We start from the raw sequence: 24236 nt of genomic DNA on the forward strand, positions 1-24236 counted from the left end.
GGCCGGCGGCCGGTCAGGCGCCGAGCTCGTCGAGCAGCCCCTTGGCGTCCGCGTTGCGCTCGAGCAGGTCGCCGACATGGGCGCGCGTGCCACGCAGCGGGTCGCGCATGGGCACGCGCTGGAGCGTCGGGGCGCCCGGCACGTCGAAGATCACCGAGTCCCAGCTCGCGGCCGACACCTGGGGGCCGTACCGCGCGATCGCCTCGCCCCGGAAGTACGCCCGGGTGTCGTGCGGCGGGTGGCTCACCGCGCGCTCGACGTCCGCCGGGTCGACGAGCGTCTCGACCGCACCGGCCGCCGCGAGCCGGTGGTACAGCCCCCGCTCGGGGCGCACGTCGGACCACTGCAGGTCGACCGCCGCGAGCCGCGGGTTGTCCCACTCGAGGTGGTCGCGACGGCGCATGCCCTCGAGCAGGCGCAGCTTTGCGAGCCACTCGACCTCGCGCGCGCAGCTCGCCGGGTCCTCGGCGAGGCGGCTCAGCACCGACCCCCAGCGGTCGAGCACGTCACGGGTCTGCGCGTCGAGCTCCCCACCCGCGTGGGCCAGCGCCGTCCGGACCGCGGCCAGGTACTCGGCCTGGATCTCGAGGGCGGTCAGGTGGCGGCCGTCGGCGAGCTCGAGGCGTTCGGTCAGCGCGAGGTCGTGGCTCACGGCGTGCACGGCCGCGACGGGGTTCGCGAGCGTGAGCGCGTCGACGGTCGCGAGCGCGCCGCCCGCTCCCCCGACCCCGCCCGCGGCCACGGCCTGCTCGATGAGCCACAGCACGAGCGACGTGGTGCCGAGCTTGAGGTAGGTCGCGACCTCGAGCAGGTTCGCGTCGCCGAAGATCACGTGCAGCCGCCGCCACCGGTCCGGGTCGGCGTGCGGCTCGTCGCGCGTGTTGACGATCGGGCGCCGCAGGGTGGTCTCGAGCCCGATCTCGGCCTCGATGTAGTCGGCGCGCTGCGAGATCTGGAACCCGGCCCGCTCCCCGCGCTGGCCGATGCCCACCCGGCCGGCGCCGCTGAACACCTGACGGGTCACGAGGAACGGCATGAGCCGCGCGGCCAGGTCGGTGAACGGCACGGCCCGGTCGACCAGGTAGTTCTCGTGCGTGCCGTAGGTGGCGCCCTTGCCGTCGACGTTGTTCTTGTACAGGGCGACGTCGGGCAGGGCCGCGGTCGACGCGAGGGCGCGCACCGAGGACAGCATCACGAGCTCACCCGCCCGGTCCCACAGCACGCCGTCGAGCGGGCCCGTGACCTCGGGCGACGAGTACTCGGGGTGGGCGTGGTCGACGTACAGGCGGGCGCCGTTCGTGAGGATCACGTTCGCCGCACCCGGGTCCTCGTACTCCTCGGAGATCGACCGGGCGAGCTCCTGCGGGCCGTCGCCCGACGGCGCGGGTCGCGTCGGGTCGTCGGTGAGGAGCGAGGGGTGGGCCGAGGCCCGCTGCAGGTGGAAGCCGCGCGCGTCGAGCAGCGGGTCCTCGTCGTCGTAGTCCCACCGGGCCCGGGTGCGCACCCCCTCGCGCGCCGCGGCGTGCACGGCGACGACGTGGCTCGACAGCAGCATCGGGTTGGCGTTGGGCCTTCCCGGCTGCAGGATCCCGTACTCGGTCTCGATGCCCATCACACGGCGCACGCTCACGGGCCCACCCTAGGTCGTCGCGTACCCGCGGTCGGTCAGAGGTATTGCCCGGTGCTCGTCACGTTCTCGATGGTCCGCGACGCGTCGGTGCCCTTCTTGCCCTGCACGATCGTGCGGATGAAGACGATGCGCTCGCCCTTCTTGCCCGAGATCCGCGCCCAGTCGTCGGGGTTGGTGGTGTTGGGCAGGTCCTCGTTCTCCTTGAACTCGTCGACGCACGCCAGGAGCAGGTGGTCGACGCGGATGCCGCGCTGCCCGGTCGCGAGGAGGTCCTTGATCGCCGACTTCTTCGCCCGGTCGACGACGTTCTGGATCATGGCGCCCGAGTTGAAGTCCTTGAAGAACAGGATCTCCTTGTCGCCGCTCGCGTAGGTGACCTCGAGGAAGCGGTTCTCCTCGGCCTCGGAGTACATGCGCTCGACGACGCGGTTGATCATCGCCTCGACCGCGGCCCCGGCGTCCCCACCGTGCTCCGCGAGGTCGTCGGCGTGGATCGGCAGGTCCCGCTTCAGGTACTTCGCGAAGATCTCGCGGGCGCTCTCCGCGTCGGGCCGTTCGATCTTGATCTTCACGTCGAGCCGGCCGGGGCGCAGGATCGCGGGGTCGATCATGTCCTCGCGGTTGGACGCCCCGATGACGATCACGTTGTCGAGCCGCTCGACGCCATCGATCTCGCTCAGCAGCTGCGGCACGATCGTCGTCTCGACGTCGCTCGAGACCCCCGTGCCACGGGTGCGGAACAACGACTCCATCTCGTCGAAGAACACGACCACGGGGTGCCCCTGCGAGGCCTTCTCCCGGGCCCGCGAGAAGATCAGCCGGATGTGCCGCTCGGTCTCGCCGACGTACTTGTTGAGCAGCTCGGGGCCCTTGACGTTGAGGAAGTAGCTGCGGGCTTCGCTGTCGTCCTCGTCGCCGCGCGCCTTGGCCGCTGTCGTCGCGAGCGACCGGGCGACGGCCTTGGCGATGAGCGTCTTGCCGCACCCGGGAGGCCCGTAGAGCAGCACGCCCTTGGGCGGCTTGAGGCCGTGCTCGCGGAACAGGTCGGGGTGCAGGAACGGCAGCTCGACAGCGTCGCGGATCGCCTCGATCTGAGGCCCGAGGCCGCCGATGTCGGAGTAGTCGATGTCGGGCACCTCCTCGAGCACGAGGTCCTCGACCTCGGCCCGCGGGATGCGCTCGAGCACGAACCCGCTGCGGGTCTCGACCGTGAGCGCGTCGCCCACCCGCACCGAGTCCTCGAGCAGCTGGCCCGAGAAGCGCACGACGCGCTCCTCGTCGCCGCGCCCGACGACGAGCGCCCGGTGCGTGCCCAGCAGCTCCTTGACGGTGACGAGCTCGCCGACGTCCTCGTAGCCACCGGCCTCGACGACCGTCAGGGCCTCGTTGAGCATGACCTCCTGGCCGGGGCGCAGCCGCGCGACGTCGAGCGTGGGGCTCGTGCCGACGTGCATCTTGCGACCCGAGGAGATGACGTCGACGGTGCCGTCGGGCCGCGCGGACAGGAACGTGGCGAAGCTCCCCGGCGGCTTGGCCAGCTCGTCGAGCTGCCGCTTGAGCTCGACGATCTGCTCGCGTGCCGCCATGAGCGCCTCCGCGATGCGCTCGTTGCGCGCACCGAGCAGGTTGATCTCGCGTTGCAGGTCATGGCCGCCAGCTGCCGGATCCGTCATCGCCAGGTCCTCCCGTGTCCGAACCGCAAGGGTGCACACCGGTGTGCCGGTCTGTCGACCCTAACTTCTCGGTCAGATCGGCGCCGAGCGTGCTCGCTGGGCGGGCAGCACGCGGGGAGGGCCGGGCGCACCGGGACGTCCCGACGCGCCCGGCCCGGTCCGTGCGTCAGTCGACGGCGGGGCCGCGACCCACGTCGCGGCGCACCCGGCGGATCTTCTTGTCGGAGATCGCGCGCTCCCCGAGGGCCTCGGGCGTCCAGTCCTCGTCGGGCACGTGCGAGGCGCTCGCGACGCTCGCGTCCTCACCCGCGACCGGGTAGGCGCCCTTCGCCGGACGACGGCGGCGCAGCGGGGCGTCGACGCCGTCGGCGAGGCGACGGGTGGTGAGCAGGAAGCCGGTGTGCCCGATCATGCGGTGCTCGGGGCGCACGGCGAGGCCCTCGAGGTGCCAGCCGCGGACCATCGACTCCCAGGCGCTGGGCTCGGTGTAGCGGCCGTCGGCGCGCAGGTCCTCGGCGAGCCGGGAGAGCTGGGTCGTGGTCGCGACGTACGCGATGAGCACGCCGCCGGGCGCGAGGGCGTCGGCGACGGCGTCGAGGTTCTCCCAGGGCGCGAGCATGTCGAGCACCACGCGGTCGACGGTGCCGGGCTCGGTGGTCACGGGCAGCACGTCGGACAGGTCACCCACCGACAGGCGCCAGGCGGGGTGCGGTCCGCCGAAGAACTGCTCGACGTTGCCGCGGGCGATCTCGGCGAAGTCCTCGCGCCGCTCGATCGAGTGCAGCTCGCCGCCGTCGCCCACGGCGCGCAGCAGCGACATGGTCAGCGCGCCCGACCCGACGCCAGCCTCGACGACGCGTGCGCCCGGGTAGATGTCGGCCATCGCGACGATCTGTCCCGCGTCCTTGGGGTAGACGACAGCGGCACCGCGCGGCATGGACAGCACGTAGTCGCTCAGCAGCGGCCGGACCGCGAGGTACTCGATGCCTGCCGTGTTGCGCACGACCGAGCCCTCGGGCAGACCGATCAGCTGGTCGTGCGTGAAGTAGCCCTTGTGCGTGTGGAAGGACCCGCCGGGCGTGAGCGTGATGGTGTGCAGCCGGCCGCGCGGGTCGGTGAGCTGGACGCGGTCGCCCTCGCGCAGCGGGCCGCGCCGGAGGTCTGCACCGGTGCTGGTGGTCGTGGGGGGCGTGGGCGTCTCGTCGGTCACGGGGGTCGAGTCTAGGAGCGCAACGCGTGGATGACGTCCGCCGCGACCACGAGGGCCGTGACCTGACCGTCCAGGACGGCGGCGACGACGCCCGACGTGCGGGTCACCGCGCCCACCGCCTGCACCAGCTCGGCGCCCTGCAGACGCGCGTCGATCACGGCGCCGACGGGGATCACAGCGGCGACGGCCGTGACGGGCGTGTGTGCGCGCTGCTCGGGCGGCACCGCGGCAGCAGCTGCGCGGTCGACGTACGCCGCGGGGCGCCCGTCGGGCGACATCAGCACGACCTCGTCGACCCGCGCCTGGCCGCGCGCGCGGTCGGCGTCCGCGAGCGTGACGTGCGCGGGGACCGACGTCGCGGGCCGGCCCACCGACGCGACAGTCAGCTGCTCGAGCGAGCGGCCGGTGCGTCCGGAGGTCACCGCGCCCGACGCGCCGCTCCACAGGAAGGCACCGATCAGCGCGGCCCACACGACGGTGAAGAGGTCGATCGGGTAGCCACGCACGATCGGCACCGCGAGCGCCCACACGACCACGCCGGCCGCGACGACGCGGCCGACCCAGCCCGCGACGACCAGGCCCTTGTGCCGGTCGCCCGTGACCTTCCACACGGCGGCCTGCAGGATCTGCCCGCCGTCGAGCGGCAGACCCGGGACCAGGTTGAACAGCCCGACGAACCCGTTCGCGAACGCCCCCGCGTACAGCAGCAGCCCCGGCACGCCCGCGCTCGGCACCGACTGCGCGCCGATCCAGAACCCGAGCGCGAGCACCAGGTTCGCGACGGGTCCCACGACGGCCACGAGCGCGCTGGTCGCGGGGGTGGCCGCGGCCGCGCTGAACGCGGTGTGCCCGCCCCACAGCGTGATCGCGAACTCCTCGACGTGCTGCCCCCGCGCGCGGGCCACGATCCCGTGAGCGAGCTCGTGGACCAGCACCGAAGCGAACAGCAGCACCACGAAGACGAACGCCACCACGTACGTGAACACACCCAGGTGCGGGGCGCGGAGCTGGACGGTGGGCGCGAACAGGAACGTCAGGACCGCGGCGGCCAGCAGCCAGCTCGGCGTGAGGATGATCGGGGCGCCGGCTGCCCGGCCGATCACCCAGCCCTGGGTGCGTGGTCGCTGACGGTTGTTCACCTCGCCAGCCTAGGTGGCGGGCGAGACCCCTCCTCACGCGTCGGCCCACGCTGTCAGACGCCGCACCTAGGCTGGCTCCGTGCCATCCACCGCGACCCCCCTCCCCGAGCCTGAGACCGTCTCGACCCTCATCGAGGAGCCCGCGGTCGAGGTACGGCGCTCGGTGCCGGGCCTGTCGCCCTCGCGGGCCAACGACTTCCTGCAGTGCCCGCTGCTCTTCCGGTTCCGGGTGGTGGACCGGCTGCCCGAGCCGCCGAGCTCGGCGGCCGCCCGCGGCACGCTCGTCCACGCGGTGCTCGAGCACCTCTTCGACCTGCCTGCCGGCCGCCGCACGCTCGACGCAGCGCGCGAGATGCTCCCGGGGCACTGGGACGAGCTGCGCACCGCGAACCCGCGCTACGCCGAGCTCTTCACGCAGGACGCCGAGTGGGACGAGTGGCTCGCGAGCGCGGGACGGCTGCTCGAGACGTACTTCACCCTCGAGGACCCCAACCGGCTGCAGCCCCACGAGCGCGAGATGTCGGTGCGCACCCAGCTCGAGGACGGCCCGCAGCTGCGCGGCATCGTCGACCGGCTCGACGTGGCGCCCGACGGGGCGATGCGCGTGGTCGACTACAAGACGGGCCGCTCGCCCCGGGCGGGGTACGAGGGCTCGGCCCTGTTCCAGATGCGCTTCTACGCGTACGTGCTCTGGCGCGAGCGCGGGGTGCTCCCCCGCATGCTGCAGCTCGTCTACCTGGGCGACGGGCAGGTGCTTCGGCACGAGCCCACCGAGCCCGAGATGCTCACGCTCGAGTCGCGGGTCCGGTCCATCTGGGCCGGCATCGAGGAGGCTGCGCGCACGGGCGACTGGCGTCCGCGCACCTCGAAGCTGTGCGACTGGTGCGCGCACCGCGACGTGTGCCCGGCGTTCGGCGGCACGGCCCCCGAGGTGCCCGAGGGTGCGGTGCAGCTCGCGCTCGGCGTCGTCCCGAACCCCCGCTGACGCTCGCTAGACCTCGGTGGCGACGGCGCGCGGCACGAGCACCTCGCCGCCCATGATCCGGTCGAGGTCGTCGATGCCCACGTCGGCGAGCGACCGCACCCGGCTCACGCCCGGGCGCGGCACGACGCCCACCATGACCTCGACGGCCAGCACCCGCGCCCCCGATGCCACCGCGGACGCGATGCCCGCGGGCGAGTCCTCCACCGCGAGGCAGCCCGCGATGTCCACGCCCAGGCGGGCGGCGGCCGTCAGGTAGGGCTCGGGGTCCGGCTTGGGTCGGACGACCTCGTCGCCGCACACGGACACCTGGAAGAACCCGGCTCCGCGCACGAACGGCTCGGCCAGCTCACGGTGCGAGGACGTGACCAGCGCCATCGGGACCCCGCGCGCGGCGAGGTCGACGAGCAGCTCGCGGGCGCCCGGCTGCCACGGCGTCCCGGCCGCGACACCGGCCGCGACACGGGAGTTGAGGAACGCGAAGATCTCCTCGTCGGTGAGGTCGACCCCGTGGGCGCGCAGCGTGGCCGCCGACGTCGCCATCGGGTTGCCGACCATCGCCAGGCCGTCCTCGTGCGTCCACGTACCGCCGAACGAGGACACGAGCTCGGTCTCCGCGGCGATCCAGAAGGGTTCGCTGTCGATCAGCGTGCCGTCCATGTCCCAGAGGACCGCGGCGGGCGTCCGGGACCTCATGGACGAGGCCTGAACTGCACGGACGCTCTCAGCGGGGAGGGTCAAGACGGGGTTCCTTCCGACGACGGGCACGCTGCTCCTGGTCCGACGAGGCTACCTGGCCGCACTGGTGGTGGCGGCTCTCGGTGGCGGCCCGGGGTACGGGTGACCGGCGCGGGCGAGACACCGGGGACGCACGGCGGGGCGGCCCCTAGGCTGGGGAGATGACCGACCAGGTAGAAGGGCCGACCGCCGCACAGACCGGCGACCCGATCATGCTGGCCGCGTTCGAGGGCTGGAACGACGCCGGGTCGGCAGCGACCCAGGCCCTCGAGCACCTGCACGACGTGTGGGCGGCCGAGCAGGTCGACGAGCTCGACCCCGAGGAGTACCACGACTTCCAGGTGAACCGCCCGGTCGTGGGGCCGGGGCCCGACGGGCGCCGCGAGATCACTTGGCCCACGACGTCGGTAGCCGTCGCGACCGCACCCCGGAGCGGGCGTCAGGTGGTCCTGGTGCACGGAATCGAGCCGTCCATGCGCTGGCGGCGCTACTGCCGCGAGCTGCTAGACATCGCCGCGACGCTCGGCGTGAAGACGGTCGTGACGGTCGGCGCGCTGCTCGCCGACGTGCCGCACACCCGGCCGATCCCCGTGACGACCACGAGCGAGGACCCCGAGGTCCGCGAGCACATGGGTGTCGAGTCGAACAGCTACGAGGGCCCCACGGGCATCGTCGGGGTGCTGCAGCACGAGGCCGAGGCCCGGGGCATGCACGCGCTGTCGCTGTGGGCGGCCGTGCCGCACTACGTGGCGCACCCGCCGTCGCCCAAGGCCACGCTGTCGCTGCTCGGCAGCCTCGAGTCGCTGCTGGGCGAGCCGGTACCGCTGGGTGAGCTGCCCGAGGACGCGATCGCGTGGCAGCACGGCGTGGACGAGCTGTCCGCGGAGGACACCGAGATCGCCGAGTACGTGCACCAGCTCGAGGAGGCCAAGGACACCGCCGAGCTGCCCGAGGCGAGCGGCGAGGCGATCGCCCAGGAGTTCGAGCGCTACCTGCGCCGACGCGACAAGGGCACGGGCGGCTGACGGAGCCCGGCGATCCCGCGGGCCGTGCCTACAGACGCACGCCGAGCAGGGTGTTGACCGCGCGGGCCACGACGCCGGGGGCGCCCTCGACCGCGTCGTCGGTGCTGCCGCGCGAGATCGACTCCGCGGCCCACGCGTCGACGGCCGCGAGGGCCGAGGGGGCGTCGAGGTCGTTCGCGAGGGCGGCCCGCACCGCGGCGAGCACCACCGTGGCGTCGGGTCCGCCGTTGCCCGAGACGGCGGCACGCCACCGCTCGAGCCGGTGGCGGGCGAGGACGAGGTCGTTGCGGGTCCAGCTCCAGTCCTCGGCGTAGTGGTGCGCCAGGAGGGCCAGGCGGATCGCCATGGGGTCCTCCCCCGCCTCACGCAGCCGGGAGACCAGCACGAGGTTCCCGCGCGACTTGCTCATCTTCTCGCCGTCGAGACCGACCATCCCGGCGTGCACGTGGTGGCGCGCGCCGTGACCGGCGTCGAGCAGCCGCGCGTGGGACGTGCTCATCTCGTGGTGCGGGAAGCGCAGGTCGATGCCGCCGCCCTGCACGTCGAACGGCAGGCCCAGGCCGTCGCGGGCGATCACGGCGCACTCGATGTGCCAGCCGGGGCGTCCGGCTCCGAGGCTCGCACCGTCCCAGGCGGGCTCGCCGGGACGCTCGGCGCGCCACAGCAGCGGGTCGAGGGCGTGCCGCTTGCCGGGGCGGTCGGGGTCTCCCCCGCGCTCACCGAACACGTCACGCATGCTCGCGGCGTCGAGTCCCGCGACGGCGCCGAACTTCGGGTCGGCGGTGACGTCGGCGTACACGTCGCCCGCACCGTGGCCCGAGGCGTCGGGCACCCCGACGCGGTAGGCCGCGCCCGCGGCGACGAGCTGCTCGACCGCTGCGACGACTTCGGGCACCGACTCGACAGCGCCGGTCCACACATCGGGCGGCACGACGCCGAGCGCCGTCATGTCCTCGGCGAACAGGGCCGTCTGGTCGCGGGCCAGCTCACGCCAGTCCACGCCGGTCGCGGTCGCGCGCTCGAGCAGCGGGTCGTCGACGTCGGTCACGTTGGACGCGTAGCGCACCCGCTGGCCCGCGTCGGTCCAGGCCCGCACCAGCAGGTCGAACGCCACGTACGTCGCGGCGTGGCCCAGGTGGGTGGCGTCGTACGGCGTGATGCCGCACACGTACAGCGAGGCGGTCTCGCCCGGCGCGGCCACGACGAGCTCGCCGGTCGTGGTGTCCCGGACGCGGACGGGTCCGCCCTGTCCGGGGAGCTGGGGGATCTGCGGGGCCGGCCAGGTGAGCACGGAGGAAGCCTAACCGCCGCGGGCCCGCACCCCTACGGCAGCCCGGACCCAGGAGCACGACCTGCGGGCGTCTGCGCGCCGCGACGCCCCCCCGGGGTGACACGCACCACAATGCACGGGTGGAGAACGTCTGGGTGCTGCGGTCCGGGAAGTGCTCGCCCTCGTCGATCGCGGAGGCGACGGTGCTGCTCACGGAGCGCCGACCCCCCGTGGTGTGGGTCGCGGCCGACGACCCGGCCGAGCTGCCGGGTGTCGCCCGGAGCCTGGGTATCGAGCCCCGCCACCTGGTGGTGGTCGGCGCCGGCCTCGCGCACCGGACCGCGCGGGCACACCTCGACCATCTCGAGGGCGGCGGCGTGGCGCTCACGGTGCCGACCGTGAGATTCGCGCAGGACGCGCTCGACGTGCGCACCGGGCGGGTCACCTGCGTGGTCGTCGGGTCGGTGATCCTCACCGCGGAGGAGGGCGACGCCGGGGTGCTGGACCTCGTCCACGACGAGCTCGACGCGCGCACCCCGCTCCCCGAGCGCGGACCGCGCAAGGTCCTGGCCGCGCTGCTGGGGGCGCTCGTCCGCGCCGTGTCCGACGTCGAGGCCGCGCTCGGGGAGGCGGTGGCGGACGCGGAACGGCTCGTGTTCTCCCCGGGCACCGACGACCCCGTCGGACGCGTCTACCACCTCAAGCGCGAGGTGGCGCAGGCGCGCCGCGCGCTCGTCCCGCTCGGCTCCGAGCTGCTCGAGGTCGTGGACGACGAGCAGGACGTCCGTCAGGACGCCGACGCTGCCCGGTGGCTGCGCCGGCTGCAGTCCTCGGTCGAGCGCGTCGACCGCCGGCTCACCGCGCACGACCAGCTGCTCGCGGACATGCTCTCGGTGCACCTGTCGCAGGTGTCGGTACGGCAGAACGAGGACATGCGCAAGATCTCGTCGTGGGCCGCGATCGCCGCGGTGCCGACCCTGCTGGCCGGGGTGTACGGCATGAACTTCCGGCACATGCCCGAGCTCGGCTGGCAGTACGGGTACCCGTTGGCCCTCGCCGGGATGGTCGCCGTGTGCGTGGGGCTGTACGCGGTCTTCAAGCGGTCCGGCTGGCTCTGAGCCGGCCGGGTCCAGGACCCGCCCAGGACGCCGCTACAGGACGGTGGCAGGCTGCGCGCCGGTCGCGTCGAGCACCCCGGTGAGCAGCAGCACCACCACGAGGGCCGCGAGCACGAGCCGGTAGACGACGAACGGCTTGTAGCTGTACGTCGACACGATCTTGAGGAACGCGATGATGACGACGTACCCGACCACGAACGCGATGAGCGTCGCGATCAGCGTCGCCCCGAAGGACGGTGTGCCCTCGGTGCCGAAGTCGCCGACGCTCTTGGCCAGCTGGAACAGACCCGAGCCGAACACGGCAGGGAGCGCGAGCAGGAACGAGTACCGGGCCGCTGCCTCACGGGTGTAGCCCATGAGCAGTCCACCGGTGATGGTGCCGCCCGAGCGCGAGACGCCCGGGATCAGCGCAAGGGCCTGCGCGAAGCCGAACACCACGGCGTCCCTGGTGGTGAGCTCGGTCAGCTCGCGCCGCTTGGCCCCGACCCGGTCGGCCCAGCCGAGCACGAGGGCGAAGCCCGCGAGCGTCAGCACGATGAGCCACAGGTTGCGGAAGCTGCCCTCGATCTTGTCCTGGAACGCCAGGCCCAGCACCACGATCGGCACGCTGCCGAGCGCGATGAACCACGCCATCATGGCCTCGTGGTCCTGGGGCTGCCCGACGGGCGCGCCGAGCCGTGCACGCAGGTCAGTGCCGCGGTCGCCCCGCACCGAACGCCACCACGCGCGGCAGATGCTCGCGATGTCGCGCCGGAAGTACAGCAGCACCGCGGTCTCGGTGCCGATCTGCGTGATCGCCGTGAACGCCGCGCCCGGGTCCGCCGATCCGATCAGCTCCCCCACGATGCGCAGGTGCGCGCTCGACGAGATCGGGAGGAACTCTGTGAGCCCCTGCACGAACCCGAGGACGATTGCTTCCCATGTACCCATGCCGGACTCCACGAGCGGCAACGATAGCCCCGGTCACGTCCGATTCCGCGATTACCCTTGCGCCTCATGGAACAGCGTCAGCTCGGCCGCACCGGTCTACGGGTCTCCCAGCTCGGTCTGGGCACGCTGACGTGGAGCCGTGACACCGACGAGCACGAGGCCCGCGAGCAGCTGCGCGACTTCGTGGACGCCGGCGGCACGCTCGTCGACACGTCCGCCTCGTACGCCGACGGCGGTGCCGAGGAGCTCATCGGGTCGCTGCTCGGTGACGTCGTCGCCCGCGAGGACCTGGTGCTGTGCACCAAGGCCGGGGTGCGTCGCACCGCGACCGGCGGCGTCGTGGACGCCTCGCGCGGGGGCCTGCTGACATCGCTGGACGCGTCGCTCGCCCGGCTGCGCACCGACCACGTGGACCTGTGGCTCGTGCAGACCCCCGATCCGCGCACGCCGCTCACCGAGACCGTGTCGGCGCTGCGGCTCGCTGTCACGAGCGGGCGGGCGCGGTACGTGGGGCTGTCGAACCATGCCGGGTGGCAGGTCGCCCGGGCGGCCACGCTGCTGGCCGACGACGTGGGCCTCGCCGCGGTCGAGGTCGAGTACTCGCTGCTGCAGCGCGGCATCGAGCGCGAGGTGCTGCCCGCGGCCGCCGACCTGGGCGTCGGGGTGCTCGCCTGGTCACCGCTCGGGCGCGGGGTCCTGACCGGCAAGTACCGGCGCACGATCCCCGCCGACTCGCGCGCGGCCTCCCCGCACCTGGCCGGTTTCGTCGAGCCCTACCTGGGTGCCGACTCGCTCGCGGTCGTCGAGGCCGTCGCCATCGCGGCGCAGGGCCTGGACCGCAGCCCGCTCGACGTGGCCCTCGCCTGGCTCCGGGTGCGCGGGCAGATCTCGTCCGCGATCGTCGGCGCTCGCACGGCCGCCCAGCTGCGGGCGTCGCTCGCGGCCGAGGACGTCGAGCTGCCGCCCGAGATCCTGCGGGCGCTGGACGAGGTCAGCGCGCCCGATCTCGGGTACCCCGAGCGTCGCTGACCTCGTTCACACAGCTGTCGGGGCCCTCAGGCTCGGCGCTCGGGACCCCGCTCCGCGGTCGGACTCAGTGCTCGGGGTGCGCCGCGTCCTCGACCAGGTCGTCGAGGTCGTCGTACTCGTCGCCCGCGACGTGGGCCACGTCGGCGCCAGCGTCGAAGTCGTCGTCATCCTCGTCGTCGTCATCGTCGTCGTCGTCTTCGTCGTCCTCGGCGAGGTAGAACGGGGTCGCCTCGCCGTGCACGGTGCCGAGCGCGTCGTCGTACACCTCGAACGCGTCGGCCAGGATGTCGTAGGCGTCGTCGACGGCCGGGTCGTCCTCACCCCGGCGGGTGGAGACTGCGAGGTAGTGGGCTTCGAGGGCAGCGATCAAGCGGTCAAGCGCGGCACGGGGGTCGACGTTCATGCCTCGACCGTAGCGCCGCGCCGTGCACAATGGCACAAGAATCAACCGGGGCCGGTCTGCGTTGTCCCGGTCTGTCTGGAGAACGGTGGTGACGGATGACCGACAGTCGCACGGGTCGACCCTCTCGACGCGCGAGCAGCACGCCGCAGTCCCACTACGAGTACCGGGTGCTGACGTTCCCGAGCAGCATCAGCCGAGGTGACACCCGACGTGCTCTGACCGAGGCCGCGGAGTACGGCCGCTGGGAGCTCGCCCGCTCCCGGCTCTACGCCGGTGGCGACCGCAAGGTGTGGCTGCGCCGCAAGGTCATGCGCGTGCGCAGCACCCTGGACCTGGTCCCCGACCTCGACTGAGCGGCGCCGGACCACCCGTCAGGCGGTCTGCAGCAGCCGGTCGAGCACGCGGACGCCGAAGCGCAGGGCGTCGGTCGGCACGCGCTCGTCGACGCCGTGGAACATCGCGGAGAAGTCGAGCTCGTTCGGCAGCCGGAGCGGCGCGAAGCCGTAGCCCACGATGCCCAGGTCGGCGAGCGACTTGTTGTCGGTGCCGCCCGAGAGCGTGTATGGCAGCACAGCGGCGCCCGGGTCCTCGGCCGCGAGCGCGGCGACCATCGCGTCGACGAGGTCGCCCTCGAACGGCACCTCGAGCGCGATGTCCCGGTGCAGCACCTCGATGCGGACCTCGGGGCCCGCGAGGTCGTGCAGCGTCGACATCAGCTCGGACTCGTGACCAGGCAGGAACCGACCGTCGATGACAGCCTCGGCGCGGCCCGGGATGACGTTGGCCTTGTAGCCCGCCGTGAGCTGGGTCGGGTTGGCGGTGTTCCGCAGGGTCGCCCCCACGAAGCGTGAGGCCGGGCCCAGGGCGTGCACCAGGCGGTCGATCGTCTGCGGGTCCCACGGGTCGAAGGGCAGACCGGTGAGGTCGGCGACGCCCCGCAGCAGCCGCTCGACGGTCGGGGTGAGCGCGAGGGGCCAGGGGTGCTGCCCGATGCGCGCGACGGCGGCCGCGAGGTGCGTCACCGCGTTGTCGTGGTTGACCTGGCTGCCGTGGCCCGCACGGCCGTCGGCGACGAGCTTGAGCCAGCCGATGCCCTTCTCGGCGGTCTGCAGCAGGTACGCCCGGCGTCCGTCGATCTCGACCGAGAAGCCGCCGACCTCGCTGATCGCCTCGGTGGCACCGGCGAACAGCTCGGGGCGGTTGTCGACCGACCAGCGCGCACCGTAGACGCCACCGGCCTCCTCGTCGGCGAAGAACCCCACGACGACGTCACGTGCGGGCTTGCGGCCCTCGCGGACCATCTGGCGCACGACCGCGAGGATCATCGCGTCCATGTCCTTCATGTCCACGGCGCCGCGGCCCCAGATCAGGCCGTCCTTCTCCTCGCCCGCGAACGGGTCGACCGACCAGTCGGCGGCCTGGGCGGGGACGACGTCGAGGTGGCCGTGGAGCACGAGCGCCGGCCGGCTGGGGTCCTGGCCCTCGAGGCGCACGACGACGTTCGCGCGCCCCGGCGCGCTCTCGTAGTACTCGGGCTCGAGACCGACCTCGGTCAGCAGCCCCATGACGTACTCGGCCGCGGCTCGCTCGCCCGGGCCCGAGCCGTCGCCGAAGTTCGACGAGTCGAAGCGGATGAGCTCCTGGCAGATCCGCACCACCTCGTCCTCGGCGGTGGGGTGCCCGACGGGCACGGTGGTCGAGGGGCGGCCTTCACCTGCGGACATGCCCTCACCGTACCCGTCGGTCCCCCGCGTCAGCCGTTCAGTCCGTGCTCGCCGCGGCGAGCAGCCCGCGGCGGGCGAGCAGCGGCGTGATCTCCGGGTCGCGGCCGCGCAGCTCGCGGAACGCGTCCATCGGGTCGCACGAACCGCCGCGCGCGAGCAGCGTGCGCCGGAACGCCTCACCGTTCTCACGCTTGAGGCCGCCGTTCTCCTCGAACCACGTCACCGTGTCCGCGTCGAGCACCTCGGACCAGATGTACGAGTAGTACCCGGCCGAGTACCCGCCACCGAACACGTGGTTGAAGTACGTGGTGCGGTACCGCGGCGGCACCGGCGCGAACGCCACGCCCACCCGCTCGAGCGCCGCGGCCTCGAACGCCTCGACGTCCTCGACGTCGGTGGGCACGTCCTCGGGGGCCAGCTGGTACCAGGCCTGGTCGAGCAGCGCCGCGGCCAGGTACTCGGTCGTCGAGAAGCCCTCGTTGTCGAGCCGCGAGGCGAGCATCGTGTCGACCCACTCCTGCGGCATCGGCTCACCGGTCTCGTGGTGCACCGCGTACGCGCGCAGGATCGTCGGGTCCCACGCCCACATCTCGTTGACCTGCGAGGGGTACTCGACGAAGTCCCGCGGCACCTCGGTGCCCGACTGCGAGGGCAGCCGCACGTCCGAGAACAGCCCGTGCAGCGCGTGCCCGAACTCGTGGAACATCGTGATGACCTCGTCCCAGGTGAGCAGCGTCGGCTCACCGGCAGGAGGCTTGGGGATGTTGAGGTTGTTGACCACCACGGGCTTCTCACCCAGCAGGTGCGACTGGTCCACGAGGTTGTTCATCCACGCGCCGCCGCGCTTGGACTCGCGCGTCCAGAAGTCGCCCAGGAACAGCCCGAGCGGCGTGCCGTCCGCCTCGAAGACCTCGAAGACGCGCACGTCGGGGTGGTAGCCCACGAGGCCGGTGCGCTCGGTGAACGTCAGGCCGTACAGCGCACCGGCCGCACGGAAGACCCCGTCATGCAGCACGCGCTCGAGCTCGAGGTAGGGCCGCAGCAGCGAGTCGTCGAGCGAGCGGCGCTCCTTGCGGACCTGCTCGGCGTAGTAGGCCCAGTCCCAGGCCTCGAGCCGGGCGCCGGGCACGTCGCGCTCGAGCGCCGCCTGCAGATCGACGGCCTCGGCGCGGGCGTTGGCCACCGCGGCGGGGGCGAGCTGCGTGAGGATGCCGTGGGCCGCCTCGGAGGTCTTGGCGGTCGCGTCCTCGGCGATGTAGGCGGCGTGGTGCGGGTAGCCGAGCAGCTGGGCACGCTCGGCCCGCAGCCGGGCGAGCGCGAGCACGGTGGCGCGCGTGTCGTTCTCGCCGCCCGTCGCGCCCCGGGTGACCGACGCGGTGTGCAAGCGCTCGCGCAGCCCACGGTCGCGCAGGGCCGCGAGCGGGGCCTGCTGGGTGGGCAGCTGCAGCTCGATGAGCCACGCACCGGCGTGCCCGCGGTCGGTCGCGGCCTGGGCTGCGGCGGCCCGCGCGTCGGACGGCAGACCGTCGAGCTCGCTCTCGTCGGTCACCAGCACGGCGGCGGCGTTGGCACCGGCGAGCAGCTTGCGGCCGAACGCCGACTCGAGCGAGGTGATCTCGGCGTTGAGCGCCCGCAGCCGGTCCTGGGCGGCGGCGTCCAGCCCGATGCCGGCGCGGACGAACGCGGTGCGCTGGCGGTGCAGCAACCAGGCCGTGTCGGGGGCGAGCTCGAGCTCCCCGGCCTCGACCGCGGCGTGCAGCGCCTCGAGCCGCGCGAAGATCCTCGCGTCGAGGTACAGGGCGTCGGAGTGCGCCGCGAGCAGCGGGGCGACCTCCTCCTCGATCGCCTCGAGGCCCGGCGTGGAGTCCGCGCTCGACTGGTTGAAGAACACGGTCGCGGCGCGGTGCAGCAGACGCCCCGAGCGCTCGAGCGCCTCGAGGGTGTTCTCGACCGTGGGCGGCTCGGGGTCCGTCGCGATGCGCTCGAACTCCTCACGCTGCTGCGCCATGCCCGCGAGCAGCGCGGGCAGGTAGTGCTCCTCGCGGACCGAGGCGAAGTCCGGCAGGCCGTACGGGAGGGTGGACCCGGTGGCGAAGGGGTTGGCGGGGTCGAGGTCGCTCGTCGTCATGCCGTCATCATTCCCGACCGCGGGACCCCTCCGGAACCTGCTCAGCGCGCCGAGCGGGCCAGGTGCTCGTCCTCGGCGGCGTAGTCGAAGAAGTCTCGGCCGCCGGCCATCCGCGCCACGCCCGGGAACACCGCGCGCCAGTCCCCGTGAGCCGCCGCCTCGATCAGCCACTCGACCGCCGCGCCCACGGTCTGCGCGTAGCCGCCGGGCGCGACTTGCCCGAGCTCGCGCGCCGCGGCGCCCAGGTCCATCACGACGGGCCCGGGGACCGCCCACGGGGTGAGCCCGACGTTGCCGCGCGGCGGGCCCGCGAACGTGACCGTCTCGACCGCGTGGCCCGTCACGGCGTCGATCGCCGCCCCGATCTGGGCGACGGTGAGCGCCTGCGGGTCGGCGGCGTTCAGCACCCGCGTCCCGGGCCGGGCCGCCGCGCGGCGGACCAGGTCGCCGATCACGGCGGTCGAGGTGGTGTGGAACCGGCTCGTGCCGTCGAACGCGAGCACCCGCACCGGGCGCCGGTCGAGCGCACGCTTGACGAACGTCCACTCGCGGGGCTGCACGCACCCGGGGCCGTGCACGGCGCCCGGTCGCAGCACGGTGACCGGCACCGCGTCCTGACCGAGCCACGCCTGCTCGTAGGCCACCTTGCCCGCGGCGTAGCCGTCCCGACCCGGCGCGACTGTCGCCTGGGTCTCGACGACCGGGTCGGGCAGGTCGGGGAACTCGTCGGTCTCGAGCGACCGGCCGCGGGCGTCGGCGTAGACGCCCGCGGTCGAGATCACGACCGCCGAGCCCACCAGGTCCTGGTGCGCGAGCACCGCGGTGGCGTCCCGGCCGTCGAAGCCGATCGCGTCGACCAACACGTCCACCCCGGGCCCGAGCGCGCCCGCGAGCGCGGCGTCGTCGCGCCGGTCACCCAGCACGGGCTCCGCGCCCCACGACCGCACCCGCGCCGCATGGTCGCCCGACCCGCGGCACAGGACACGCACGTCCCACCCGTCCCCGACGAGGGCCCGCGTCGCCGCCTGCCCGATCTGCCCGCTGCCACCCAGCACCAGTGCCGTCGCCATGGCCCGACGCTAGCGCCCGCCCTCGGTACGACGGAACGGGCAGCGGCGGTCCGTCAGCGCGCGTACCGGAGCTCGACGAACGAGTCGCCGAACCGGGTCACGTCGCGCAGCTCCCACGTGCCCGGCAGCCGCGTGGGCAGCACGGGCGACCCACCACCCAGCACGACGGGCGCGACCCCGAGCCAGATCTCGTCGAGCAGGCCGCGCTCGGCGAACTCCCCCACGAGGCCGCCACCGCCCACGAGCCACACGTTGCGGCCCGCTGCGGCCTCGACCATGCGCGCGTGCACGTCGGCGACGTCGTCGCTCGTGAGCACCACGTCGGCACCCTCGGGAACGGGCAGGTCCCGGTGGGTGAACACCCACGTGCGGTGGTCCGGGTAGGGCCACGCGCCACCTTCGCCCAGCACGAACTCGTACGTCGTGGCCCCCATCGCGATCGCCCCCACGCCCGCCAGGAAGTCGCGGTAGTGCTCCCCCACCCCGGTGGTGTCGTTGAACTGGAACAGCCAGTCGAGCGAGCCTTCCGGGTCGGCGATGTACCCGTCGATGCTCGCGGCCACGTAGTACTGCGTCAGCGTCATCCCGACAGGCTTCCACGGGCCACCGACACCCGCTCTCGGGATGCTGGACCGGCTCGCCCGCGGCAGGCTGGCGGACGTCCCCGACGACACGGGTCGCCCCGTCGACCCCGGAAGGAGCACTCATGGCCGAGTTCCCCCCGCAGCAGCAGACACCGCCCGGACTCACGTCCGAGATGACGCCGCAGCCCGACCACGGCGAGCAGTCGTACCGGGGCTCGGGCCGGCTCTCCGGGCAGCGGGCACTCATCACCGGGGGCGACTCCGGCATCGGCCGGGCCGTGGCGATCGCGTTCGCACGCGAGGGTGCCGACGTCGCGATCGGGTACCTCGCCGAGGAGCAGGAGGACGCCGACGAGACCGCCCGGCTCGTCCGCGAGGCCGGGCGCACGGCCGTCCTCGTCCCCGCCGATCTGCGTGACGAGAGCGCGGCGCGCGGCATGGTCGCACGCGCCGTGGAGGAGCTCGGCGGGCTCGACACGCTCGTCAACAACGCCGGCTACCAGATGGCCCGCGGCTCGGGGCTCGCCGACATCTCGAGCGAGGAGCTCGACCGGGTGCTCACGACCAACCTGTCCGCGCTGTTCTGGGTCACGCAGGCCGCTCTCCCCCACCTGTCCGAGGGCGCGAACATCATCAACGTCTCGTCCATCCAGGCCTACCAGCCGTCCACCACGCTGCTGCACTACGCCGCGACGAAGGCCGCGATCAACAACTTCACCGTCAACCTCGCCGCCGAGCTCGGCGAGCGCGGCATCCGGGTCAACGCGGTCGCCCCGGGGCCCATCTGGACGCCGCTGCAGCCCGCGACGCAGACGGTCGAGAAGATCACCTCGTTCGGTTCGGAGACCCCGCTCGGCCGCGCCGGACAACCGGCGGAGGTCGCACCGGCGTTCGTCTTCCTCGCGTCACCCTCGGACGCGAGCTACGTCTCGGGCACCGTCATCGGGGTCACCGGCGGCAAGCCGGTCTTCTAGCCGGGCTCACCTCACGGCGCAGCCGTCGTCGTGGTCCCCGGCCCCTCGGACGCGGGGGTGCCGGGGGCCAGGCGGCTGTGCCGTCGCCCGTAGCCCGCGTAGATCACCAGGCCCACGGCCATCCACGCGAGGAACCGCAGCCACGTGGCGACAGGCAGGTTCAGCATCAGCCACACGCACGTCACGACGCCCAGGATCGGGACCAGGGGCACCCACGGCGTGCGGAACGGCCGGGGCAGCTCGGGGCGGGTGCGGCGCAGCACGGGCACCGCGACGCACACGATCGTGAACGCGAACAGCGTCCCGATGCTCACGAGCTCGGACAGCTCGCTGAGCGGCACGGCAGCCGCCAGGACCACCACTCCGGCCGAGATCAGCAGGGTGATGAGCCACGGGACGCCGCGCCTGCTCACGCGCGCCAGCCCCTCGGGCAGCAGCCGGTCGCGGCTCATCGCGAACAGCACCCGCGACTGCCCCAGCATGAGCACGAGGATCACGGTGGTGATGCCCACCACGGCGCCCAGCGCGACGAGCTTCGCAGCCCAGGTGACCCCCAGCGTCACGAACGCCTGCGCGAGCGGGTCGGCGTTGTTGAGCTGCTGGTAGGGCACCATGCCGGTGATCGTGGCGGCCACCGCCATGTACAGCAGGGTGCAGATGGCGAGGGAGCCGAGGATCCCGCGGGGCATGTCGCGCTGCGGGTTGCGGGTCTCCTCGGCCGTCGTGGCGACGATGTCGAACCCGATGTACGAGAAGAACACGACCGACGCCGCCGCGAGCACCCCGTACACGCCGTACCGCGTCGGGTCGATGCCCAGGAACGCCTGCACGATCGGCTGCCGCAGCGGGTCCGCGGTCTCGGCGGGGATCGCCTCGGCCGGTGGGACGAACGGGCTGTAGTTCGCGACGTCGATGTACCGCACGCCCACGACGACGACCACGACGATGACTGCGAGCTTGACCGCGACGAGCACCCCCGTGAGCCGCCCGGCGTCCTTGATCCCGAGCAGCAGCATCCCCGTGAGCACCAGGACGATCGCGACGGCCGCGAAGTCAGGCTGCGCGGCGCCGCCCGCCATCCACCCGGGCAGGTCGAGGAGCGTCTGCAGGTAGGCCGACCAGCCGCGGGCGACCACCGCCGCGCCGAGCATGAGCTCGAGCAGCAGGTCCCAGCCGATGATCCACGCGACGACCTCACCCAGCGTCGCGTAGGCGTAGGTGTACGCGCTGCCCGCCACCGGGACCGTCGACGCCATCTCGGCGTAGCAGAGCGCGGCGAACGCGCACGTGACCCCGGCCGCCAGGAACGACAGCACGACCGCGGGCCCCGCGTTGACCGCGGCCTGCTGACCGGTCAGCACGAAGATGCCCGTGCCGATGATGACGCCCACGCCGAACGAGATGAGGTCGATCGCGCGCAGGTCGTGCTTGAGCTCGAAGCCCTGCACGTCGGTCTCGGCGATCGACTCCTCGATGGTCTTGACGCGGCGGCGCATCGCCATGGCAGTCCCCCCGGTCGGGCCGTCGTTCGACCCTAACGACCGGTTTGTCGCCCCGCGCGGGCTGCGTCAGACGCCCGCCGGCACCCCGACCTCGTAGCCGTGCGCCGCGGCGACCTCACGGCTGACGAGCCGACCCGCGTGCGTCGTGAGGCCCGCTGCGAGCGCCGGGTCGTTCGCGGTCGCCTGGCGCCACCCCTTGTCGGCGAGCTGCCCGAGGTAGGGCAGCGTCGCGTTCGTCAGGGCGTGGGTCGAGGTGACAGGGACCACCCCCGGCATGTTCGCGACCGCGTACAGGATCGAGTCGTGCACGCGGTAGGTGGGCTCGTCGTGCGTGGTGGGACGGGTCGGCTCGAAGCAGCCGCCCTGGTCGACGGCCACGTCCACGAGCACCGACCCGGGTCGCATGCGCCCGATGAGCTCGGTGCTCACGAGCTTCGGCGCACGGGCCCCGGGCAGCAGGACCGCACCGATCACCAGGTCGGCGTCGGCCACCTCCCGCTCGAGCGTGTACGCGTTCGATGCGATCGTGCGCACCGACCCCTGGAACTGGATGTCGAGCTCGCGCAGCCGGTGCGCCGAGACGTCGAGCACCGTCACGTCGGCGCGCATCCCGCGGGCGATCTCGGCGGCGTTGCGCCCCGCGACCCCGCCGCCGATGATGACGACCTTGGCCGCGTCGACGCCGGGCACCCCGCCCAGCAGCCGGCCCGAACCGCCGACGCTCTTCATCAGGTGGTACGCGCCGACCTGGGCCGCGAGCCGACCTGCCACCTCGCTCATGGGGGCGAGCAGCGGGAGCGAGCCGTCGGGCAGCTGCACCGTCTCGAACGCGATCGCGGTGGTGCCCGCCGTCAGCAGCGCGTCCGTGACCGGGCGGTCCGCCGCGAGGTGCAGGTAGGCGAACAGCACGAGGTCCTCGCGCAGGTACCCGAACTCGGACGCGACGGGCTCCTTGACCTTGCACACCAGGTCGGCGCCCTCCCACACGTCCGCGGCCCGCGGGAGCACCTGCGCGCCGGCGTCCAGATACAGGTCGTCCGAGATCGCGGACCCCGTCCCGGCTCCGCTCTGCACGAGCACCTCGTGCCCGGCCGTGACGAGCTGGTCGACCCCGGCGGGGGTGAGGGCCACGCGGTACTCACGGTTCTTGACCTCGGTCGGGATGCCGATCCTCATGCTGAGCTCCTCTACGGCGGATCTCGGTGGGTGGGCGATGCGCGCTCATTCTGCGGCCGCGCACGGCTCCGCGTCAGCCGAATCCGACGATCGGTGCCGACCCGTGACCACCTCGACCGCTCACCGTGCGAGCGTCTCCCACACCGCGGCACGGTCGAGCTCGCGCTGCGCTCCGGTCAGGTCCCCGAGCTCGTCCCAGCGCCACAGCGCCGACTCGGTGCACCGCGCGAACGCCCACGCCGCGATGCGCTGGACCTCGAGCCCGAGCTCGTCGGCGAGCAGTGCCGTGCGCTCGCCCAGCACCCGGGCGGGGTCAGAGGCGCGGAACGGCGGGTCCACCTGCTCGAGCAGCGGCCACAGGTCGAAGGCGGCGTCGCCGCGCACCGGCTTGGGGTCGATCGCGACCCACCGGCCGTCGGGGCCCTCGAGCAGGTTCCCGGGGTTGAGGTCGCCGTGGAGCACGACGTCCGCGGCACCCGGGACGGGCAGCGCGAGCAGCAGCCCGTGCGCGGACGCGACGAGGCCGCCGTCGACGTCGATCTCGCCCTCGACCGCCGCCCGCCCGGCCCGGTCGAGGAGCGTGGGCGCCCAGTCCCGGCAGACGTCGACCAGGTGCGGCACGTCATCCAGGCCCGGGCCGACCGGCAGGCCCGTGAGCGTGCGGTGCACGGCCGCCGCGGCGCGCAGCCGGTCGTCGGCCGGGAGCGTCGAGGCAGTCAGCGGGCGGCCCGGGCGGACGCGTTCGAGCAGCAGCGCCCAGTCGGACGGCTCGTGCGCGAGCAGCCGGACGGTGCCGCGGCCCGCCCACTCCCGCAGCGCTGCGGCCTCGTGGCGCGCCTCGTCGTGCGGCAGCACGATCTTGAGCACCGCCTCGGTGCCGTCGGCCCGGCGCACCGGCGCCGTCCACGCGGCGGCACCATCAGGGAACGGCTCGCCGGGCACCAGGTCCCAGCGCTCGACCGCCCGCGCCACGAGGCCCGGCAGCGCCGCGACCCACGCCGCGCCGGCGGGCGAGCGCCCCACGCCGTCGTGCAGGATCGGGGGGACGGTCAGGTCGGGCACTGTCTCGTGGGGCACGGGCCGACGCTACCCATAGGAGGACCACGTGACGAACGACGTGTTCCGCAAGCAGCGGGCGGACGCCCCACCCGGTTTCTTCGAGTGCGAGGCCGCGGGGCTCGAGTGGCTGCGTGCCGCGCGCGCCGTGCCGGTGGTGCCGGTCCTCGACGTGGGCCACGACCACCTCGACCTGCGCCGGCTCGTGCCGGTGCGCCCCGACCGTGCGGCGGCCCGGGCGTTCGGTCGGGGGCTCGCGGCGCTGCACGACGCGGGCGCACCCGCGTTCGGGAGCCCGCCGTCCGGCTGGGAGGGCGACGGCTTCTTCGGGCCGCTCGACGAACCGTTGCCGATGCTCGCGGGGGCCGAGCAGAGCTGGGGACGCTTCTACGCGGACTGCCGCCTCGACCCGCTCGCCCGCCAGGGCAGCCGTCGAGGAGCCCTGGCGCCCGACGACGCCCGTCTTCTCGAGGCCGTCGCCGGTCGGCTGCGGCGGGGCGACCTCGACGACGACGAGGCACCGGCGCGCCTGCACGGCGACCTGTGGGGCGGCAACGTCGTGTGGACGACCGAGGGGGTGACCCTGATCGACCCCGCGGCGCACGGCGGCCACCGCGAGTCCGACCTCGCGATGCTCGCGCTGTTCGGGCTGCCGCACCTCGACGACGTGCTCGCGGCCTATCAGGACGTGCACCCGCTGCGCTCCGGCTGGCCGCGGCGCGTCGGGCTGCACCAGCTCTACCCCGTGGGGGTCCACGCCGTGCTGTTCGGCGGTCACTACGTCGAGCAGCTGCGTCGGCTGGCCGCGCCGTGGGCGGGGTGAGCGGTCCGCGCCGGGGACGACAGCGGCCCCGGGACCCGAAGGTCCCGGGGCC

22 protein-coding genes are annotated in these 24236 nt (G+C 73.5%); 7 read left to right on the plus strand and 15 right to left on the minus strand.

The features are described from left to right. Window positions 1–13 precede the first annotated feature (13 nt). The 4 genes from dop to ACGIF2_RS02690 all read right to left on the minus strand — a co-directional run bounded on the left by dop (window position 14) and on the right by ACGIF2_RS02690 (window position 5652). A complete protein-coding gene (gene dop, locus ACGIF2_RS02675; RefSeq protein ID WP_396043173.1) occupies window positions 14–1630 on the minus strand; it encodes a depupylase/deamidase Dop in 1617 nt (538 codons plus the stop codon). Between the two features lie 35 nt (window positions 1631–1665). Beyond that, window positions 1666–3303 (minus strand): proteasome ATPase, encoded by a 1638-nt coding sequence (gene arc / locus ACGIF2_RS02680; RefSeq protein WP_396043175.1) that lies wholly within the window; start codon window positions 3301–3303, stop codon window positions 1666–1668. A 166-nt stretch (window positions 3304–3469) separates the two neighbouring features. Continuing rightward, a complete protein-coding gene (locus ACGIF2_RS02685; protein WP_396043177.1) occupies window positions 3470–4513 on the minus strand; it encodes a tRNA (adenine-N1)-methyltransferase in 1044 nt (347 codons plus the stop codon). Between the two features lie 11 nt (window positions 4514–4524). Then, complete coding sequence (locus ACGIF2_RS02690) at window positions 4525–5652, minus strand: site-2 protease family protein (RefSeq protein WP_396043179.1); 1128 nt, start codon at window positions 5650–5652, stop codon at window positions 4525–4527. 130 nt (window positions 5653–5782) lie between these two features. Here ACGIF2_RS02690 and ACGIF2_RS02695 point away from each other — a divergent pair, with 130 nt between their 5' ends. Further along, window positions 5783–6637, plus strand: coding sequence for a RecB family exonuclease (locus tag ACGIF2_RS02695; protein WP_396043358.1), 855 nt, complete (start codon window positions 5783–5785; stop codon window positions 6635–6637). A gap of 6 nt (window positions 6638–6643) precedes the next feature. On the opposite strand, the gene ACGIF2_RS02700 is transcribed toward ACGIF2_RS02695, so the two are convergent. Continuing rightward, window positions 6644–7330, minus strand: a complete 687-nt coding sequence (locus tag ACGIF2_RS02700; RefSeq protein WP_396043181.1) for an HAD family hydrolase — start codon at window positions 7328–7330, stop codon at window positions 6644–6646. 203 nt (window positions 7331–7533) lie between these two features. On the opposite strand from ACGIF2_RS02700, the gene ACGIF2_RS02705 reads away from it, so the two are divergent. Next, window positions 7534–8397, plus strand: coding sequence for a PAC2 family protein (locus ACGIF2_RS02705; protein ID WP_396043183.1), 864 nt, complete (start codon window positions 7534–7536; stop codon window positions 8395–8397). 28 nt (window positions 8398–8425) lie between these two features. Here ACGIF2_RS02705 and mshC read toward each other — a convergent pair whose 3' ends face one another. Then, window positions 8426–9688, minus strand: a complete 1263-nt coding sequence (gene mshC, locus ACGIF2_RS02710) for a cysteine--1-D-myo-inosityl 2-amino-2-deoxy-alpha-D-glucopyranoside ligase (protein WP_396043185.1) — start codon at window positions 9686–9688, stop codon at window positions 8426–8428. 119 nt (window positions 9689–9807) lie between these two features. Between mshC and ACGIF2_RS02715 the strand changes: the two genes are divergently transcribed. Beyond that, complete coding sequence (locus tag ACGIF2_RS02715) at window positions 9808–10785, plus strand: magnesium and cobalt transport protein CorA (protein ID WP_396043187.1); 978 nt, start codon at window positions 9808–9810, stop codon at window positions 10783–10785. A 33-nt stretch (window positions 10786–10818) separates the two neighbouring features. Here the strand turns inward: ACGIF2_RS02715 and ACGIF2_RS02720 are convergent, their stop codons facing one another. Next, window positions 10819–11715, minus strand: coding sequence for an undecaprenyl-diphosphate phosphatase (locus tag ACGIF2_RS02720; protein ID WP_396043189.1), 897 nt, complete (start codon window positions 11713–11715; stop codon window positions 10819–10821). 66 nt (window positions 11716–11781) lie between these two features. Here ACGIF2_RS02720 and ACGIF2_RS02725 point away from each other — a divergent pair, with 66 nt between their 5' ends. Beyond that, window positions 11782–12744, plus strand: a complete 963-nt coding sequence (locus ACGIF2_RS02725) for an aldo/keto reductase (RefSeq protein ID WP_396043191.1) — start codon at window positions 11782–11784, stop codon at window positions 12742–12744. Window positions 12745–12808: 64 nt separating this feature from the next. Here the strand turns inward: ACGIF2_RS02725 and ACGIF2_RS02730 are convergent, their stop codons facing one another. Continuing rightward, entirely contained in the window at window positions 12809–13147 is a 339-nt protein-coding gene (locus tag ACGIF2_RS02730; protein ID WP_396043193.1) for a primosomal protein, read from the minus strand. A gap of 95 nt (window positions 13148–13242) precedes the next feature. Here ACGIF2_RS02730 and ACGIF2_RS02735 point away from each other — a divergent pair, with 95 nt between their 5' ends. Then, window positions 13243–13500 (plus strand): DUF5703 family protein, encoded by a 258-nt coding sequence (locus ACGIF2_RS02735; RefSeq protein WP_396043195.1) that lies wholly within the window; start codon window positions 13243–13245, stop codon window positions 13498–13500. 18 nt (window positions 13501–13518) lie between these two features. On the opposite strand, the gene ACGIF2_RS02740 is transcribed toward ACGIF2_RS02735, so the two are convergent. The 4 genes from ACGIF2_RS02740 to ACGIF2_RS02755 are packed head-to-tail and all read right to left on the minus strand — an operon-like array spanning window position 13519 to window position 18653. Continuing rightward, window positions 13519–14871 (minus strand): M20/M25/M40 family metallo-hydrolase, encoded by a 1353-nt coding sequence (locus tag ACGIF2_RS02740; protein ID WP_396043197.1) that lies wholly within the window; start codon window positions 14869–14871, stop codon window positions 13519–13521. 37 nt (window positions 14872–14908) lie between these two features. Then, entirely contained in the window at window positions 14909–16999 is a 2091-nt protein-coding gene (locus ACGIF2_RS02745) for a M3 family metallopeptidase (protein ID WP_396043199.1), read from the minus strand. Window positions 17000–17040: 41 nt separating this feature from the next. Next, window positions 17041–18069 carry an NAD-dependent epimerase/dehydratase family protein gene (locus ACGIF2_RS02750; protein WP_396043202.1) on the minus strand — a complete coding sequence of 343 codons (1029 nt, stop codon included), beginning with the start codon at window positions 18067–18069 and terminating at the stop codon, window positions 17041–17043. A gap of 53 nt (window positions 18070–18122) precedes the next feature. Then, the gene (locus ACGIF2_RS02755) at window positions 18123–18653 is read right to left on the minus strand and encodes a dihydrofolate reductase family protein (RefSeq protein WP_396043204.1); all 531 of its coding nucleotides are present in this window, start codon (window positions 18651–18653) and stop codon (window positions 18123–18125) included. 122 nt (window positions 18654–18775) lie between these two features. On the opposite strand from ACGIF2_RS02755, the gene ACGIF2_RS02760 reads away from it, so the two are divergent. After that, window positions 18776–19627, plus strand: coding sequence for an SDR family oxidoreductase (locus ACGIF2_RS02760; protein ID WP_396043206.1), 852 nt, complete (start codon window positions 18776–18778; stop codon window positions 19625–19627). 11 nt (window positions 19628–19638) lie between these two features. On the opposite strand, the gene ACGIF2_RS02765 is transcribed toward ACGIF2_RS02760, so the two are convergent. The 3 genes from ACGIF2_RS02765 to ACGIF2_RS02775 all read right to left on the minus strand — a co-directional run bounded on the left by ACGIF2_RS02765 (window position 19639) and on the right by ACGIF2_RS02775 (window position 23382). Beyond that, entirely contained in the window at window positions 19639–21129 is a 1491-nt protein-coding gene (locus ACGIF2_RS02765; protein ID WP_396043208.1) for an amino acid permease, read from the minus strand. Between the two features lie 66 nt (window positions 21130–21195). Next, window positions 21196–22305, minus strand: coding sequence for an alanine dehydrogenase (gene ald / locus ACGIF2_RS02770; RefSeq protein WP_396043210.1), 1110 nt, complete (start codon window positions 22303–22305; stop codon window positions 21196–21198). A gap of 120 nt (window positions 22306–22425) precedes the next feature. Further along, the gene (locus ACGIF2_RS02775; protein WP_396043212.1) at window positions 22426–23382 is read right to left on the minus strand and encodes an aminoglycoside phosphotransferase family protein; all 957 of its coding nucleotides are present in this window, start codon (window positions 23380–23382) and stop codon (window positions 22426–22428) included. Window positions 23383–23410: 28 nt separating this feature from the next. On the opposite strand from ACGIF2_RS02775, the gene ACGIF2_RS02780 reads away from it, so the two are divergent. Continuing rightward, a complete protein-coding gene (locus tag ACGIF2_RS02780) occupies window positions 23411–24184 on the plus strand; it encodes a fructosamine kinase family protein (RefSeq protein ID WP_396043214.1) in 774 nt (257 codons plus the stop codon). Window positions 24185–24236 lie beyond the last annotated feature (52 nt).

This window comes from Cellulomonas sp. P22 (genome assembly GCF_044392165.1).

What these genes read in the sequence shown, in the direction of transcription:
- arc (WP_396043175.1), bottom strand. Translation starts at nt 3,303, where the DNA reads ATGACGGATCCGGCAGCTGGCGGCCATGACCTGCAACGCGAGATCAAC.
- ACGIF2_RS02700 (WP_396043181.1), bottom strand. Translation starts at nt 7,330, where the DNA reads ATGAGGTCCCGGACGCCCGCCGCGGTCCTCTGGGACATGGACGGCACG.
- ACGIF2_RS02705 (WP_396043183.1), top strand. Translation starts at nt 7,534, where the DNA reads ATGACCGACCAGGTAGAAGGGCCGACCGCCGCACAGACCGGCGACCCG.
- ACGIF2_RS02720 (WP_396043189.1), bottom strand. Translation starts at nt 11,715, where the DNA reads ATGGGTACATGGGAAGCAATCGTCCTCGGGTTCGTGCAGGGGCTCACA.
- ACGIF2_RS02725 (WP_396043191.1), top strand. Translation starts at nt 11,782, where the DNA reads ATGGAACAGCGTCAGCTCGGCCGCACCGGTCTACGGGTCTCCCAGCTC.
- ACGIF2_RS02730 (WP_396043193.1), bottom strand. Translation starts at nt 13,147, where the DNA reads ATGAACGTCGACCCCCGTGCCGCGCTTGACCGCTTGATCGCTGCCCTC.
- ACGIF2_RS02735 (WP_396043195.1), top strand. Translation starts at nt 13,243, where the DNA reads ATGACCGACAGTCGCACGGGTCGACCCTCTCGACGCGCGAGCAGCACG.
- ACGIF2_RS02740 (WP_396043197.1), bottom strand. Translation starts at nt 14,871, where the DNA reads ATGTCCGCAGGTGAAGGCCGCCCCTCGACCACCGTGCCCGTCGGGCAC.
- ACGIF2_RS02745 (WP_396043199.1), bottom strand. Translation starts at nt 16,999, where the DNA reads ATGACGACGAGCGACCTCGACCCCGCCAACCCCTTCGCCACCGGGTCC.
- ACGIF2_RS02750 (WP_396043202.1), bottom strand. Translation starts at nt 18,069, where the DNA reads ATGGCGACGGCACTGGTGCTGGGTGGCAGCGGGCAGATCGGGCAGGCG.
- ACGIF2_RS02755 (WP_396043204.1), bottom strand. Translation starts at nt 18,653, where the DNA reads ATGACGCTGACGCAGTACTACGTGGCCGCGAGCATCGACGGGTACATC.
- ACGIF2_RS02760 (WP_396043206.1), top strand. Translation starts at nt 18,776, where the DNA reads ATGGCCGAGTTCCCCCCGCAGCAGCAGACACCGCCCGGACTCACGTCC.
- ACGIF2_RS02765 (WP_396043208.1), bottom strand. Translation starts at nt 21,129, where the DNA reads ATGGCGATGCGCCGCCGCGTCAAGACCATCGAGGAGTCGATCGCCGAG.
- ald (WP_396043210.1), bottom strand. Translation starts at nt 22,305, where the DNA reads ATGAGGATCGGCATCCCGACCGAGGTCAAGAACCGTGAGTACCGCGTG.